Annotated in this window: 16 protein-coding genes and 1 riboswitch; of the genes, 3 read left to right on the top strand and 13 right to left on the bottom strand. The window is 53.7% G+C overall.

Features of this window, described 5'->3' with window-relative positions; all coding sequences use genetic code 11:
* Positions 1 to 12: 12 nt before the first annotated feature.
* From cobC to DCCM_RS04310, 11 genes are all read right to left on the bottom strand, one after another.
* The gene (gene cobC, locus DCCM_RS04360) at positions 13 to 654 is read right to left on the bottom strand and encodes an alpha-ribazole phosphatase (RefSeq protein ID WP_104371226.1); all 642 of its coding nucleotides are present in this window, start codon (positions 652 to 654) and stop codon (positions 13 to 15) included.
* Positions 654 to 1,748: a threonine-phosphate decarboxylase CobD gene (gene cobD / locus DCCM_RS04355; RefSeq protein ID WP_104371225.1), complete on the bottom strand. Its 1,095-nt coding sequence runs from the start codon at positions 1,746 to 1,748 to the stop codon at positions 654 to 656. The genes cobC and cobD overlap by 1 nt, the downstream gene beginning before the upstream one ends.
* Before the next feature lie 36 nt (positions 1,749 to 1,784).
* A complete protein-coding gene (gene cobS, locus DCCM_RS04350; RefSeq protein WP_104371224.1) occupies positions 1,785 to 2,549 on the bottom strand; it encodes an adenosylcobinamide-GDP ribazoletransferase in 765 nt (254 codons plus the stop codon).
* A gap of 52 nt (positions 2,550 to 2,601) precedes the next feature.
* Entirely contained in the window at positions 2,602 to 3,990 is a 1,389-nt protein-coding gene (locus DCCM_RS04345) for a cobyrinic acid a,c-diamide synthase CobB (RefSeq protein ID WP_104371223.1), read from the bottom strand.
* A 135-nt stretch (positions 3,991 to 4,125) separates the two neighbouring features.
* A complete protein-coding gene (cbiB, locus tag DCCM_RS04340; RefSeq protein ID WP_104371222.1) occupies positions 4,126 to 5,085 on the bottom strand; it encodes an adenosylcobinamide-phosphate synthase CbiB in 960 nt (319 codons plus the stop codon).
* 21 nt (positions 5,086 to 5,106) lie between these two features.
* Positions 5,107 to 6,651, bottom strand: coding sequence for a cobyric acid synthase (locus tag DCCM_RS04335; RefSeq protein WP_104371221.1), 1,545 nt, complete (start codon positions 6,649 to 6,651; stop codon positions 5,107 to 5,109).
* A 63-nt stretch (positions 6,652 to 6,714) separates the two neighbouring features.
* Entirely contained in the window at positions 6,715 to 7,311 is a 597-nt protein-coding gene (gene cobU, locus DCCM_RS04330) for a bifunctional adenosylcobinamide kinase/adenosylcobinamide-phosphate guanylyltransferase (RefSeq protein WP_104371220.1), read from the bottom strand.
* 93 nt (positions 7,312 to 7,404) lie between these two features.
* A riboswitch (cobalamin riboswitch) is annotated at positions 7,405 to 7,567 on the bottom strand.
* 195 nt (positions 7,568 to 7,762) lie between these two features.
* Positions 7,763 to 8,188 carry a DUF3842 family protein gene (locus tag DCCM_RS04325; protein ID WP_104371219.1) on the bottom strand — a complete coding sequence of 142 codons (426 nt, stop codon included), beginning with the start codon at positions 8,186 to 8,188 and terminating at the stop codon, positions 7,763 to 7,765.
* 215 nt (positions 8,189 to 8,403) lie between these two features.
* Entirely contained in the window at positions 8,404 to 8,679 is a 276-nt protein-coding gene (locus DCCM_RS04320) for a translation initiation factor 2 (protein WP_104371218.1), read from the bottom strand.
* Between the two features lie 97 nt (positions 8,680 to 8,776).
* Positions 8,777 to 9,949 (bottom strand): LL-diaminopimelate aminotransferase, encoded by a 1,173-nt coding sequence (locus tag DCCM_RS04315; protein WP_104371217.1) that lies wholly within the window; start codon positions 9,947 to 9,949, stop codon positions 8,777 to 8,779.
* A 163-nt stretch (positions 9,950 to 10,112) separates the two neighbouring features.
* A complete protein-coding gene (locus DCCM_RS04310) occupies positions 10,113 to 10,943 on the bottom strand; it encodes a PHP domain-containing protein (protein WP_307718795.1) in 831 nt (276 codons plus the stop codon).
* A gap of 415 nt (positions 10,944 to 11,358) precedes the next feature.
* Between DCCM_RS04310 and DCCM_RS04305 the strand changes: the two genes are divergently transcribed.
* Positions 11,359 to 12,738, top strand: coding sequence for a phosphomannomutase/phosphoglucomutase (locus DCCM_RS04305; protein WP_104371215.1), 1,380 nt, complete (start codon positions 11,359 to 11,361; stop codon positions 12,736 to 12,738).
* Positions 12,739 to 12,815: 77 nt separating this feature from the next.
* Here the strand turns inward: DCCM_RS04305 and DCCM_RS04300 are convergent, their stop codons facing one another.
* Positions 12,816 to 13,136, bottom strand: coding sequence for a hypothetical protein (locus DCCM_RS04300; RefSeq protein WP_128739086.1), 321 nt, complete (start codon positions 13,134 to 13,136; stop codon positions 12,816 to 12,818).
* Positions 13,137 to 13,300: 164 nt separating this feature from the next.
* On the opposite strand from DCCM_RS04300, the gene DCCM_RS04295 reads away from it, so the two are divergent.
* Both DCCM_RS04295 and DCCM_RS04290 read left to right on the top strand, forming a co-directional pair.
* On the top strand, positions 13,301 to 14,038 hold the full coding sequence (locus DCCM_RS04295) for a hypothetical protein (protein ID WP_231702648.1): 738 nt from the start codon (positions 13,301 to 13,303) through the stop codon (positions 14,036 to 14,038).
* A 73-nt stretch (positions 14,039 to 14,111) separates the two neighbouring features.
* A complete protein-coding gene (locus tag DCCM_RS04290) occupies positions 14,112 to 14,678 on the top strand; it encodes a hypothetical protein (protein WP_231702647.1) in 567 nt (188 codons plus the stop codon).
* A 315-nt stretch (positions 14,679 to 14,993) separates the two neighbouring features.
* Here DCCM_RS04290 and DCCM_RS04285 read toward each other — a convergent pair whose 3' ends face one another.
* Positions 14,994 to 16,217, bottom strand: a complete 1,224-nt coding sequence (locus DCCM_RS04285; RefSeq protein WP_104371213.1) for a GGDEF domain-containing protein — start codon at positions 16,215 to 16,217, stop codon at positions 14,994 to 14,996.
* Positions 16,218 to 16,259: the final 42 nt, after the last annotated feature.

Below are 16,259 nucleotides of genomic sequence, written 5' to 3'. Positions count from 1 at the left end.
ACCAAAATAGTATTATTCCCAGCGGAACCCGGGCAGCAAATCGTTTTCCAGATGGGCGCGGTCGTTAAGCAAAACCAGAATGGCCTTTTCCCATTCGGGAAAATCGATAATGTTCAGAGCCGCGTTGTCCTGCCTTATCCGCCAGTTCTGGTTCAAATCCATTCCCAGCACGGTGGCCACCAGTGCCCTGATGGGGCCGCCGTGGCAAACCACAGCCACCTGCTGATTTACATGGGAAGATGTAATCTGCTTTAACTCCCCGGTAACCCTTTCCACCAGGTCGGACATGCACTCCCCCTCCGGCGGCCTGGTGCCAAGGGGGTTTTCCCACCATTTCTTCAGCAGCCCGGGATAATCCTTTTTAATTTCCTTAAAGGTCATCCCCTCCCAGCGGCCGAAATTAATCTCCCGCAGGCCGGGCAGGGCTTTTACCTTCAAACCTCTGGACTGCGCGATTTCCCCGGCGGTCTGGATGGCCCTTCCCAAATCACTGGAATATACAGCGGATATTTCCTGTTTATTTAATCTTTCGGCCAATGCCCTGGCCTGCTTTATTCCATTATCGCTCAGGGGAACATCCCTGTGCCCCTGGAATTTCATTGCCGCGTTCCAGACAGTTTCACCGTGCCTTATCAGCAAAACCCTGCAATTCATCAATTACCTCCCATAATTTCCCTCAAGGCCGCAATCAGCCTGTCGTTTTCCTCCCTGGAGCGCACAGCCGTCCTGATATGGCATCCATCAAGGCCGTAAAAGTTGGAGCAATCCCGGACAAGCAGCCCCCTGCGGCCCAGGTCAATAATTATCTCCTGTACGTTTTTGCCGGAGCGGGACAAATCCAGCAGCAAAAAATTAGCCGCCCCGGGCAACGGCCTCACTCCGGGGATGCCGGAAAGAGCAGCGGTTAAATATTCCCTTTCCGTCCGCACCACATCCAGGGTGGCCGCCATATGCCCTTTATCGGCCAGGGCCGCCTCAGCCGCCACCTGGGCCAGGGCGTTAACCCGCCAGGGATCCCTCTTGCGGTTCAGTTCCGCGGCCAACTCCGGTTGAGCCACCAGTGCCCCCAGCCGCAGGCCGGGGATGCCGAAGAATTTGGTCAGGGAATAAAGGACCACCAGATTGCGGCTGCCAACTGCCCTGGGCATCAGGGTGAAGTCCCGCCGCCGGGCGACGAAATCCATGAAGGCCTCGTCCACCACCAGCATGGTCCCGGTTTTCGAAGCCGCCTCAAGCAGGGGGGAAAGTTCATCGTGCCGGAACAGCCTGCCGGTGGGGTTATTGGGATTGCAGATGAAAACCGCCTGATAACCAGCCATTTTATCAGCCAGTTCGGTTAAATGGGAATAAATTTCCCCTTCCACCGGCAGGCGGAAGTACTCTGTTTCCCCGCCCGCCGCCCGGATGGCGGCGGAATATTCGCTGAATGTGGGGGCCACCACCAGGGCACTGGTAACTTTCAGGGCGGTGGGCAGCATGTAAATAAGTTCCGCTCCCCCGTTGCCCGGCACAATGCACTCCGGCGGCACTCCCAGGTACTCTCCCAGCAGGTTGAGAAAAACCCGGCAGTCCGGGTCGGGGTAATGGCGTATTCTCCACAGGTTTTCGGCAATGGCCCGGAAAACCCCCGGAGAAGGCCCCAAAGGATTAATACTGGCGCTGAAATCTATAAGTTCCCGTTCGGGCAGCCCGTACTCCCTGGCCGCCCGGGCCAGATTTCCACCGTGCTGGTGTTGTTTTAAAAGCATATTTATTCACCCGGACCCTTTCAGGTTACATTAATATTAAAATATAGGCCATAAAAAGTTCAAACCTAATTTATACACGGGGAAAAACATAAACAGCACCGCCACTTCCACAATTTCGTTGGTTGCGCCGTAGGTATCCCCGGTTAAACCGCCAAGCTGGCCCACCAGGCGCCGGCACAGTAATTGGGTGAGCAGGCCCCCCAGGGCGAACAGAACAATTCCCCCCGGGCCCCCGGCGGCGCCGGAAAATATCAATGCTGTCAGGGAGGCCACCCATAACTCGGTCTTACCGGAAAAATTGGCGTGGCTTTTACCAAGGCCTTCCGGCCGGGCATATGGAAATCCCGTCACGGCACAGGCCATTGACCACCGGCTGATGACAGGCGCTATTATAAGCAGTCGCGGTACAAGTTCCCCGGGCAGGGACAGCACCAGTGAAAATTTAAGGAGCAGCAGGCAGACCGCCCCAAGGGCGCCAAAAGCCCCTACCCGGCTATCCTTCATGATCTCCAGCTTTCTTTCCCGGGGGCGCCCGCTGAGCACCCCGTCCATGGTATCCATAAAACCGTCCAGATGCAAACCGCCGGTTGCAATCACCAGCGCCAGCACGGCAATAGCCGCCGTGGCCGGAGGAGGAAAGACAAGGGCGGATAAAAAATACACTCCCGCCGAAAGCCCCCCCAGCAAAAGTCCCACCAGGGGAAAGAACATTACCGATTGCCCCGCTGCTTTTTCATCGTAAGGAACTTCCCTGACATGAATTCTGGTGAGCATCTGCAGGGCAAGGAGAAATTTATTCATGGATTGTCAGCGCTCCATTTAATACGTTATTCCGGAACATAAATACCATAAATTATTGTGTTTTTCCATTTTTATAGGCGGAGCATTTCCCGATAAACCTTGCCGCGGCCTCCGGGTGACCGGCAAAATGTATGTGCAGATAGGAGGCAAGAACATTGTCCTGCGCATACCCGTCCACACCATCGCCCTCCATACCTTCTTTCACAAGACGGTAAGCTCCGGAGCAGCGGCAATCCATCGACAATGTGGAATAATGAAATTCATGCCCCTTCAATACCCCTCCCACTGCCGACAGTATGCTGTCTTTCAGGGCAGTGGCGGTTACATAACCCAGTCCCGCGCGTCTTTTTTGCATCCGGCACTCCCCGGGCACAATCCCCGCCATGGGATAGCTGTTACCCTGGAAGTCCGTTACTCCCCGGGACAGGTACATCAACCCCCCGCACTCGGCGTATATGGGCATGCCCCTGGCCCAGGCCTCCCGCAGCCCCCGGATGAAATCCAGGTTGGCGGACAGTTCCCGGGCGAACATTTCCGGGAAACCTCCCCCTATGTAAAGGCCGTCAATTTCCCTGGGAAAGCCGCCCTCCAGGGCGGAACAGTACACCAGTTCCGCGCCCATTGAGGCAAGCAGGTCCAGTCCGTCCCGGTAGTAAAAATTAAAGGCGCTGTCCATTACCACTCCCAGCCGCACCTTGCCGGACCCGGGGGGGGAGGAAAATATTTTTTTCTCCGGCCGATAAACAGGCCGGACACCCCGGGCCAGCTCCAATATGCCGGCCGTGTCGAGCCCCTCCAGTATCCTGGCCGCCATGCCGTCCAGCAGCTGGCGCAAATTATCCCTCTCCGCGGTGGGTAGCAGGCCCAGGTGTCTTTCCGGCAGCTCCAGCCCCTCCCAGCGGCCGGCCCAGCCTGTCACCGGCAACCCGCAGCATTCCTCAATGGCTTCCCTGAGAAGCTTGTGGTGCCTGGCTCCCCCCACCCGGTTTAAAAATACCCCGGCCAGATTGACCTCCGGGTCAAAATTTTTATATCCCAGCACCAGGGCGGCGGCGCTCCGGGCCATGGACCTGGCGTCAAGCACTAAAATAACCGGGGCGTCCAATATTTTAGCCACATGGGCGGTGGACCCCTCCGCTCCGGAACCCCTGCCGTCGAACATGCCCATTACGCCCTCAATGACCGATATGTCGGCATCCCCGGAGGAGCGTGCGAACATTTCCTTAATTCCTTCCTCGCCCAGAAACCAGGCATCCAGGTTTCGGCTCACCCTGCCGGTGGCTGCGGTATGGTAGCCGGGGTCGATATAGTCCGGGCCCACCTTGAAGGGCTGGACCTTCAGGCCCATCCCCGCCAGGGCGGCCATCACCGCCGTGGCGACGGTGGTTTTGCCCACGCCGCTGTGCACCCCGGCAATAACCAGCCGGGGACAGTTATTCATAGGAACTACTCCTTTTAATGTTAATCTCTGCCGGGATTCCTTTTACTTAATAATAGCATAGTTCTTGTGTTTATTATGCGCCCTTTGCCCGTGGGCGGGGTATCGCCCCGGCCCCCGTGAGCCCCGGCGGCATTTTTACGCGGAACTTATAACCTGCAGCACAAGAATGCCGCACAATAGCGCCAAAAGGCTTGAAAGATACATCAAATCCACCGCGGCCCGGATGTGAAAGGGCTGTAGCGGCTGAACCGGCTCGCCCATGTGGTGGCGAAACGACTCCCGGCCCCTGTATATGTTCAGTCCTCCCAAACGGACCCCCAGCGCGCCGGCCACGGCGGATTCCGGAATGCCGCTGTTGGGGCTGGGATGCTTTCCGGCATCCCGGAATACCGCCCGGATGGCTCCGGCCGGGTTTCTTCCGCTAAGCCAGGCCGCCGCCACCAGCAGGAGCCCGGCCAGCCGGGCGGGGATGTAATTGGCCAAATCGTCCAGCCTGGCGGAAAACCTGCCGAAGTACAGATAACGCTCATCCCGGTAGCCCACCATGGAATCCAGGGTATTCACAGCCTTATAGGCCATGGCCAGGGGCGCGCCCCCTATAAGCGCGTAAAACAGGGGGGACACCACGCCATCCACTATGTTTTCCGCCACGGTTTCCACCGCCGCCCTGGTCACCCCCGCCGGGTCCATTTTATCCGTATCCCTGCCCACAATCCTGCCCACCATGTCCCGGGCCGCGGACAGGTTTCCCTCTCTCAGGGGCTTTAAAACATCCCCCGCCGCCCCGGCCAGACTCCGGGCGGCCAGGGTGGTGGATATAAGCCATATTTCAGCCGCGGCTCCCAGCCATGGATGAATTGCGTATACCAGCCGCAGCAACAGGAATGTAGCCGCAAAACTGACACCCACCACCGCCGCCCCCATAAGGGCGCCGGAACACAAAGCGGCGCCAGGACTTTTGAACCTGGGCCGCAAAACCCTGTCCGCCAGGGATATAAGCCTTCCGATGAAGACCACCGGGTGAGGCAGGCGGGGAGGATCTCCCACCAGAAGATCGATTATATAGGCTGCAGATACCGCAATAGCCAGATTCATGTAATATAACACCCAACCTTGTCATCTGGGAGGCAGGCCCAAAAGAGAGTATATTTTCTCCATGTCCAGACTTCCCCGCACAACTTCACCCAGCCGGTCATAATCCCGCTGCCTCTGTTCCCAGGCGGACAGGGAGGCGGTTTCATCCAGCGGGGGAAGTCCCTTGCGCTGACGCAGGGAATTAATTATACTGCGCCGGAAGGAAGCCGTGTCAAAAACACCGTGAATGTAGGTTCCCCATGCCAGGCCGTCCGGCCTGGCCGCTCCGTCCCAAAGGCTCACTTCTTCTCCCAGTCTTTTAATCACCTCAAAGGCCGGAACGACCTCGCTCCCCGTCCTGGTTACCCCCATGTGTATCTCGTATCCCGTCACCGTCAAATCCCGGGCCCGCTCCAGTAAATGTCCCGGCCCGCAGGCTCTGGCCTCCACCTGGGTGGTTATTTTTTCCCGGGCGAAGGTGGTGGATATATCCAAAAGGCCCAGCCCCTCCAGATGAGGTATACTGGACTCGGTGTGCAGGGGATCGTTAAGCTCCCTGCCCAGTATCTGAAAACCGCCGCAGATGCCGACAACCGGAACCCCTTCCCGGGACAGGGCGCATATCCTCTCCGCCAGTCCCGACCTCTTTAAATAAGCCAGATCTTCAATGGTATTCTTGCTCCCGGGGACAATTACCAGGTCAGGCCTGCCCAGGGGCGTTCCCCGTCCTACATAGCGGAGGTGCACGTCAGGCTCGTCCTCCAGGGGATCAAAATCGGTAAAATTGGAGATGTGCGGCAGATGTATCACCGCTATTTCCACATCCCTGTCAGCCTCCCCGGAAGAGCGCCGCATGGTTTCTTCGGAAACCGTGTCCTCCTCCTGTACCCTGAAACCCTGGAAATAAGGCACCACTCCCAGCACCGGCTTGCTGATTTTGGCCTCCAGGAAATCAACCGCCGGCTGAAAAAGTTTCAGGTCACCCCGGAATTTGTTGATAATAACTCCCGCTACCCGATCCCTGTCCCGGGGGGAAATCAGTTCCAGGGTTCCAACCACCGAGGCCAGCGCCCCTCCCTTGTCAATATCCGCGGCAAGCAGCACCGGTGCCTGGGCCTGCCTGGCCACCCTCATATTGACAATTTCCGTTTCCTGTAAATTAACTTCCGCCGGGCTGCCGGCTCCTTCTATTACCACGATGTCGTTTTCCGCCCTGAGGCGCTCCAGGGCCTCACAGGCCTTAATCCAAGCCTCCTGGGCATATTCCCGGTGATATTCCTGGGCGCACTTGTTGCCCACCGGCCTGCCCAGCACTATCACCTGGGACGAGGCGTGCCCGGTGGGTTTAAGCAGTATGGGATTCATATCCACACTGGGCTCGCGGCCTGATGCCTCGGCCTGCACTACCTGGGCCCTGCCCATTTCACCGCCGTCCCTGGTGACGAAGGAGTTAAGGGCCATATTTTGTGATTTATAGGGCGCCACCCTGTACCCGTCCCGGTAGAAAATCCTGCACAGAGCGGCTACCAGCACGCTTTTGCCCACATGAGAAGCGGTACCCTGAACCATAATGGTCTTGGCAGTCATATTTTAACCTCCTATAAAGGTAGGGGGACACACCTTCCCGGTTACTTGCATTTCCCTACCTTTTTAACTATTTCGAAAGGAATGTCCCCAATTGTTTACCGCTTTTGATTTAATCTCCATGGCCAGCCCGGCCGTCACCAGATAGACCTGGTCAGCCCTGGCGGCCAGGCTGCGATTGGCTCTTCCGGCCACGTCCCGGAAAAGCCGGCCCAGCGGGTAAGCGGGAACAATGCCCAGCCCCACTTCATTGGCCACCATGATTACATGGGCCTTGCCGGCCGCAGTAAAAGCCGCCAGTTCCTCCACCCGGCCCTGGATGTATTCCTCCTTTTCAGGCTCCCCCGCCCCGGCAAAGGGAATATTATCATCCAGCAAAAGATTGGTAAGCCATACCGTCAGGCAATCTATCAGCAAAACTCCCGGCTCCGCGCCATGCCTTTGCACTGCCTCCGGCAGCAGCAGCGGCTCCTCCACCGTATTCCACCGTGCCGGGCGCCTTGAACGGTGTTTCTCAATACGCCTGCTCATTTCTTCGTCTCCCGCCGCCGCGGTGGCCACATATGTCACCGGCATCCCCAGCTGAAAAGCCAGGCTTTCAGCGAATTCACTCTTACCGCTGCGGGCTCCGCCCAGAACAAGTATGAATTTTCCTCTGTTCAACCCGTAATTCTCCTTTAAAAAATAAACCCCGGCCTTTTCGGACCGGAGTCATCTCCATCACCAAAAATAAGCCATCCCCCATACTCGCGTGGAGTCTACCGGCTTCCACAGGCAGGTGCTCTGGCTTTACGGACCGCTTCCTCCCGCACAATCCGCGGAAACAAGGCCAATCCGTTCACAGTGGCGGAGACCGCTCAGGCTTTGCACCTGATTCCCCTATTAAGCCCCAAAGGGCGCCTGTGGAAAAAAGTAAAGTTTATTAATTTCATCCGCTTAAATTTCAGTCATATCATTTTAACGATTTATTCAACATCCACTATTGAAATCCTCCCTGTGCAGCACAATATAAATAATAATTCCGGGGGACCTCAAAAAGATATATTACTTTAACTCGCCCCCGGGGGCGGATGGAAAAAGCCCGCCACTGCGTAAAATAGCAGGCGGGCCGGCATTATGCATCTTCAAGGTTCTCCAGGTAGTCCTTAATTCGCCGGACCAGTTCATCGATCAGGTGCGGCAGGGGCTCGGACTTTAAGCCCACCATTTCAATCCCGCTCCTGTTAAGGGGTATCAAAAATTTCCGCGCAGGGCTGGAAGCGAGGGCTTCCGCCATCCTGGGAGTAAGTTCTCCCAGCATGCCATGGGGGAATAAAATGCTCACAGGCCCGGTAATTATATCAACCCTGGCAGCATTGTATGCAACCGCCCCCTCACCGGTGGCGCCTTCATTGGCCCCTGCCCTGAGCATAATGGATGTGGCCAGGGCATTGGTGCCCAGGGCTAGAAATTCAACATTTTCAGGCAACTCCCGGCGCAATTTCTCCACAATATGTTTTCCGATACCCCCGCCCTGGCCGTCAACCACTGCAATTTTCATCATCATCGCCTCGGTACAACATTATAACACTTCAGTTATTCCAACAAAAGCCTACAACATATTATGTTGCAACAACAATATCGGCACAAAAAAATGTTGACTTATACTGTATGTTGTAAATTAACAAAACAATACTAATATAAATTGATTTTTTGCGTCGCAACATTAAATAAGGCCATTATCCCCAACATGTGCATATAGTTGTGGATAATTTATTAATTTGCGGAATCCTGCTTGATATTACCCCTAAGTTTCATCTCCAGCTCAACAATTTGACTGTTTTTCCGGAGCAGCCAGCGGGCATACCGGTAATTGGCGCAGTGCAGTTTCTTATTTTCCTTTTCCAGCCTGCTGGTAAGATTGGCCTTTTCTTTTTCCAGTTTTTCTATTAGATTCATCAGCACTCTTCTGCTCAAACGCAGCTGTTCCACCTTTTCTTCCAGTTCCCTGGCCCTTTTCTGCCAGTAATCGGTTTCATAAAATTCGTTCATAATTCAACCACCCCTGAAATCCCGTGTATGTTCATAATATATGCTTTCAGGGCGTAGGTTAGACTTTTGCGGCTTGCGGCGGGGCGATGGTTAATGTTTACCTGCCCCTGAAGTTAAATGCATTTGCCATGCGTTTAACCGCTTCTTCAAGAATGGCTTCCTCCTGCACCAGGGCTATCCTGACATACCCTTCCCCGTTGTCCCCGAAGGCCACCCCCGGGATAAATATCACACCGGCCTTGTCCAGCATCTCCAGGCAGAACTTCCAGGAAGAATCATATCCAGGAGGCAGCGGGGCCCATACAAACATGGACGCCTGGGGCTTGGGCATATTCCAGCCCAGTCCGGCCAGACCGTCCACCAATATATCCCTTCTCCTCTGGTAGGTCCTGGCATTTTCCTCCACGCAATCCTGGGGTCCCTCCAGCGCTGCGATGCCCGCCTCCTGCACCACCCGGAAAACGCCGTAATCTATATTGCTCTTAACCCTTCCCAGAGCCTCCAGCACCGTGCTGTTGCCCACCGCGAAACCTATTCTGCAACCGGCCATGTTGTATGTTTTGGACAGGGAATAAAACTCTATTCCCACCTCCCTGGCCCCGGGCACCTCCAGAAAACTCATGGGTTTGAAGCCGTCGTAGGCCAATTCCGAATAAGCCACATCGTGGCAGACAAGTATGTCATATTTCCTGCCGAAGGCCACCGCCTTTTCAAAAAAATTCCTGTCCGCGTTGGCCGCCACGGGATTGTTGGGGTAGTTCAGCCAGATCAATTTCGCCCGCCGGGCCACATCCTCCGGAACAGCCTCCAGATCCGGCAAAAAAGAGTTTTTCTCCAGAAGCGGCAGGGGATATACCTCCCCCCCGGCAAGCCTTATCCCGCAGGAGTATATGGGATAACCCGGGTCCGGGATCAGGGCGATGTCCCCGGGATTAATATATGCCATGGCCAGGTGGGCCAGCCCGTCCTGGGACCCCATCAGCACCAGAACCTCGCTGTCCGGATTCAGCTGAACCCCGAACCTCCTGTGGTACCAGCCGGCCAGGGCGCGGTAAAGCTCGGGCATGCCCTCCAGGGGGTAAACGTAATTCCGGGGATTGTCCAGGGCCCTGTGCATGGCCTCAATTATATGCGGAGCCGGAGGCCGGTCCGGGGTTCCCACCCCCAGATTAATAACCGTAATCCCCCGTGACTCCACCTTCTTTTTCAACACTTCCATTTCGTTAAATATGGCCGAACCCAGCCCGTCAACGCGATCCGCGGTGCGCATGCCTTACTCCCCCTTGACAATTAATTAAAGGTCTAATTATAACGTCTGAAAATATAAGCGAGCCTTATCCCCTGCCTTTAAGGACGGGGTCTTACAGGCTGTTAGCGATATAAAAACGGTAAATTTCAGCGGCAGGCAGCCGGCCTTTTGCTCCTGATAATTATCAGAACCGGCCCGCCAATTTTTTTAGTTCAAGGACAACATTATAATCAACGGTTGCCTCACCCAGCATATTGTGCTCCCGGTGGCTGCTTCCGTGGTAATCCGATCCCCCGGTGGCCAGCAGTCCCCACTGCCGGCAAATCCTGGCGTAATGCTCACTGACCGCGCTGTCGTGGGCCGGATGGTATACTTCCAGGCCCTGCAGCCCTTCCTTGGCCAGGGAAGGAATAATCTGATCACAGCCGGCCATCCCCGGGTGGGCAAAAACCGCCACTCCCCCGGCACTGCGAATGATGCGCACCGCCTCGGAGGGGGAACATTTATATCTGGGCTCAAAAGCCGGCTTTCCGTTGCCTATGTATTTTTCAAAGGCCTGCCCCATTGATTCCACCGCTCCGGCCTCCAGAAGAGCCCTGGCTATGTGCGGCCTTCCCACGGAGCCCTGGCCCGCTATCTCCAGGACCCTTTCAAGTTTCAGGTCAATCCCCAGCCGCTGCAGCTTTTCCACCATTCTAAACGCCCTTTTCAGGCGGGAATCGCGAAAAAAAGACAGGCGGTCCAAAAACTCCTTATGGCCGGTATCTACCAGATAGCCAAGCATGTGAACCTCCCTGTCTCCAAGCTGGCTTCCCAGTTCAATTGCCGGCAGCACCTCCACACCGTGCCTGGCGCCGGCCAAAATAGCCTCCTCCACTCCTTCCAGGGTATCGTGATCGGCTATGGCCAGAGCCGCCAGGCCAAGGGCGGCAGCCTTAACAACCACTGTTTCCGGAGCGTCGGAACCGTCGGAAGCAGTGGTGTGAACGTGTAAATCCGCTATCAACCTAGGCACTTCCGCATTTCACCGCCTTATTATCGTAGCTGCACCTTTAGTATTTAGAGTAAATTTTCGACGAAAAACAGACTGTTCCTTTATATTTGCCAACTTTGCTTAATATTCCCCGGAATCGGCCAAAAGTCCGCTCCCGTCACAAAACAGCCCTTTCACAGTAGGGAATATGCATAAAATTATCCTGCCCGCCAAAAAATATCCAGAGCCACCATGTAATTCCCGCTTATAGCTTCCGGCGGCTTGACAAAACCACCGAGCGGATGCCGCATTGACTAATATCAACGACGGCGTTTATCTGCACTATAAAAAATATTATCTCACGGAAGGATAAGACATTAATATGGCGTATAAAATGCATATTGGCAAAAAAGGAATGTAATGGTATTTGCAAACAAAATAGACAGGGGGAGAGTATATGCAGGTTAATGCAAATATATTCAGAGAATATGACATCCGGGGAGAAGCCGATCGTGATCTGACAAATGAAACCGTTATTTTGTTGGGAAAGGCCTTTGGTACCACCGTGCGCAGAAAAGGGCTAACGGATGTTCTGGTAGGCATGGACAACCGCCGGAGCTCCCCCAGGCTCAGTGAAAGCATTACCGTAGGACTGCTCTCCACCGGGTGCAATGTTATCAATATCGGCACAGTGGTAACGCCCATATTTTATTACGCCAGGGTAAAATACGAAATTGAAGCGGGAGTGATGATCACCGGCAGCCATAACCCCTCGGAGGATAACGGCTTTAAAATAGCACTGGGGCCCGCCACTATCCATGGGGAGGAAATACAGAGCCTGCGCCGGCTGATCGAAACCGGTGATTTTGAAACCGGGACCGGCCAAATTTCCTCCAGGGATCCGGTACCGGATTACAAACAAATGCTCCAGGAAAAAATCTCGCTGGGGAATAAAAAACTCAAAGTTGTGCTTGACTGCGGCAACGGCACGGCCTCCTACTTTGCCCAGGATATAGTAAAATCCTGGTATTGTGACGTGGTGCCTCTTTTCTGCGAGCCTGACCCGGATTTTCCAAATCACCATCCGGACCCGGTAAAAAGGAAAAATTTGCAGGGACTCATTAAAACAGTGCTGTCGGAAAAGGCGGATGTGGGAGTGGCCTTCGACGGGGACGCTGACCGCATAGGGGTTGTGGATGATACGGGAGAGGTCATCTGGGGGGATCAGTTTATGGCGTTGATGTGGCCGGAAATACTTTCCAAACACCCCGGAGCCCCGGCAATCATAGAAGTAAAGTGCTCCCAGACCCTGGTGGACGAGGTCCGGCGCCTAGGCGGAAAACCTGTTTTCTATAAAACCGGGCATTCACTAATCAAGGCCAAAATGAAAGAGTTAAACGCCCCGTTCACCGGAGAAATGTCGGGCCACATGTTCTTTGCCGACGAGTATTACGGATACGACGACGCGTTCTATGCCACCGGCAGACTCCTGAGAATGATGTCCAACTCCAGCCGCCCCCTGTCAGCCAGTGTCAAAGACCTGCCCAAATACTACTCCACTGCGGAAACCAGGGTGCCCTGCCCGGACGGCGTTAAATTTAACGTGGTTAAACGGCTGCAGGACTATTTCCGGGACAAGTACGAAGTGATTGACGTAGATGGTGTGAGGGTTCTTTTCGGAGACGGTTGGGGACTGGTGCGAGCCTCAAATACCCAACCCGTGCTGGTGGCCCGCTGTGAAGCCAAAACCCCCGCCCGGCTGGAGGAAATATCCGGGATAATGAAGGACGCCATGGCAGGCCAGCCGGAAGTGGGACAATTTGAATGGGAATATTGAAGCTGTCTTAAAATGAAAATCCTTGCACCAGGTGCAAGGATTTTCTATTATTAACATAATATTAAACTATTGTATTGTTAACTAAATAGCGCCTTAACCAGGTGTCCCCCGATATATAAGGCAGTCAGGGAAAAAAACGAATAGCAGGCGGCCTTTACAGTGGAAGAATCTTCTTTTTCCAGCCAGCGCACAGCTTTGTCCGCCGCGGTTGAGGAATAAACCGCCGCCCGGCTTTGCCTTTCGCGCCATGCTTGTTTTTGAACGGCCTCCGGCAAATATACGTTTTGCAACAATATCCCGGCTCTGCCCCGCTTTGCGGCGGAATTGGGATAAAGGTTGAAGGACCACCTTATTTTAAAATCACCGCTGAATATTTTTGTCTGGCTTGCCGTAGACATTTTTACCACCCTTCCCTTCCGCACATATGTTCTATCGTTATAATAGCAGAACATCTGTTCCAGGTCAATGGCTTCTGAGGATTTTTTATATTTGGCCGTACCACGCAGGAAGGACCGGCCGGCCGTCGAACAATAAATATTATGCATGACGGGAGGTATATTATTTGTTTCCGCAAACCCACGTTTACTTTGCCGAGAGGGTGCTGGGAAAGTTAAATGACGCTGTCGCCCTGGGCAGCATCTTCCCGGATATGGCTATCGGCGCAGGGGTTAACCGAGACATCTCCCACAGCAGCGGCAGGGAATTGCTGGACTTTATGCGCCACGATGCTGTCATGATTGACTTCGCCAGGGGCAATATAACCCACGGCGTGGAGCCGGACGGGCTGGATTACTACGGGGACGAGAAAAACCCCCCCTATGAGAGGGGATACTGTTTCGAAAAAGGGCGGCGTTTCATAGATCCCACCATTGAGGCCTGCAATATACCCGGTGAAATGGGCTGGTGGAAGGCGCACAACATCGTGGAAATGGGTATTGAGCTGCATGTAAGCCAGAAAAGGCCCTATGGTGAAATACTGCGCCAGGCCTTTGACAACGGGGAATTAATAGATGAAATAGGCCGGCAGTCCGGAGCTTTTTTCGGCCGGGATCCGTTGCCCTTTTACGGCCGTATTGCCCATTTTCCGGACTATATAGACCTGGAAAAATCCACCCCGGAATCCCTGGCCCGCAAATATGACTTCCAAATGTACTACAAACACCGAATCAGAATAAACCTGCCCAGGGTGGCAAGGCTAATAGACGAGGCCGCCCAGTGGGTGGAAAGCGACCTGGAGTTTTTTTTCAGCGACATAACTGAAAAGGTAAAGAAAATGATGCTGGGGTTAAACGCCCTGTAAAACACCCCCCTTCGCCCTCGCTTCGCCGGTAAGGAAGGCTCGGAATGGAGACTTTCCGGCGGGAAAGTTAAAATTGGAGATAGCTGTATTAAGCATGCCGGACTATAAGTATCTTTACCAAATAACTGAAAACGTCACTCCGCTGGATAAGGACTGCGGAGAGTTATGCGGCAGCGTGTGCTGCCGGCCCCATGGCAATAAAGCCCTGGGCATGTACCTCTTTCCCGGGGAGGAGGTAATGTTCAGCGGCGATGAGCCGTGGCTGGAATATGAAAGACATGACCCCGGGTTGTACGACTTCCCCGATAACTGGGAATACCCGGTTTTTTTTGTTAAATGCGCTCCTCCCTGCCCAAGAAAGGCCCGCCCTTTAAGCTGCCGCCTGTTTCCCCTGGCGCCGCACCTGCTGGAGGACGGCAGCCTGCTTATTATACACGAAACCATGAAACTGCCCTACCGGTGCCCTCTTATTCTAAAGGATTTCCCCTTAAGAAAAGATTTTATTGACACCGTGACCGAAGTCTGGCGGGAACTGCTGAAGAATGATAAAATTTACAGATTGGTGCAGGAAGATTCCCGTGACAGGGAAAGAAATTTAAAAAAGCTGCCCCGGGTTTTCCGCCTGCAGCGCCTGCCCTGAGTGAGAAGCGGGAATAGAAGGGATTTGCGTAGCGCAAATTCCCGCAGGTATCCCGCCTCCAACCTCTCACTTCTCCCAATAGAAACCGAGCATAAATGCTAATCAATAAACTAAAAGGAAAAGAAAAGGATTTCTTTCTTTTCTGTTTATCGGGGTTTTTTCTGGGGATTTACACCGGCCTCTACGACCCTACTTTCAATAACTACATTTCGGATGTTTTCCGGGTAACCGAGTCGCCCCGGGGCGGGCTGGAGTTTTTCAGGGCACTGCCGGGGTTCCTGGTGGTGATTTTTGCAAAGCCTGCCTGTTTTCAACTTACGGCTTATTTAAGTCTGTCCAGTTACTCTGGTTGCCCCCGGCCTTTTTGGCCCGGTAAAGAGCCTTATCGGCGGCTTCAATAATATTTTCCGGCAACTCGCCGGAGCAGGGCCGCACGCAGGCCACGCCAAGGCTGATGGTCAAATGTCCGGTTGGGGTGCGGGGGTGGCTAATGTTTAACTCCTCAACTACCTGGCGCATGCGGCCGGCAATCCGCCGGGCGCCGGCTATATCCGTGTCCGGCAGAATGGCGGAAAATTCTTCGCCCCCGTAGCGGGCGACTAAATCACCCGGGCGCTTAACAATATTGCTTAAGGCGGTAGCCACCTGAACCAGAATATCATCTCCGGCCTGGTGTCCATAAGTATCGTTAAACATTTTAAACTGATCGATATCCACCATGATTAAACTTAATAATTCACGCTGCCGAACAGCGCGTTTCCATTCTCTGGAGAAAAACTCGTCAAAGTATCGCCTATTGGGGATATTGGTTAGGGAATCCAGGTAGGAAAGGCGTTTGAACATCTTATTGGATGCGGCCAGCTTATCTTTCTGCAGCTCAATGGTCTTCTGATTTAGAAAATCCTTAACCCTGCCGGCATATATTATACGTGATACAACCAGAGCTATAACGGTCATAAAGCTGCCATTGAGAAATGCCGAAAAGGCCACAACCCAATTGTATTGAAAACACCAGACCATTATGCTTAAGACCGACCAGGCCACGGTATAAATAAAAAAACTCTTCGCCAAATTTATATACAAAAATGCGGCGGAAACCAGGATCGCCATAAGATATGAAGACGCTATGCCAGGTCCCGCGGACTGTATAAGACCGGATAAAATCGCGTACCCAATGAGATTTGCCAGTACAAACCAGGACTCGCAAAAATAATGGCGGCGGGTAATGGCATGGGGTGATTCCGGTTTCCCGGACATGATTAAAAAAGCTGCGGAGACCACCAGTAATATGATTCTTATCAGCATCACATACGGAGCTATTTCAAGGGCCTGCGCCAGGTGGACTTTTTTTGTATATACCAGTTGAATAAAAATGAGTATCAGGGTAAAGGCAATTAAGAGCCAGGCAATGATACGCAGCCGGTAAATATTTGCATAAGTTAAGGTCCTTGCAATAATCTCCCTGTCTTCCCCGGGGACCACGGGAAACAAATCGGCAAATTTATTTTTAAACCGGACTTTAAAATGGCGGGGCTCCAAATATATCAGCCTTTCTTCGGGTGCCGAACTAATATTCCGGAA

The sequence above is a fragment of the Desulfocucumis palustris genome (assembly GCF_002933875.1).
Classification (GTDB): Bacteria; Bacillota; Desulfotomaculia; order Desulfotomaculales; family Desulfocucumaceae; genus Desulfocucumis; species Desulfocucumis palustris.
Note: the sequence above shows the minus strand (reverse complement) of the source record. Positions and strands in the feature narration are given on the sequence as shown.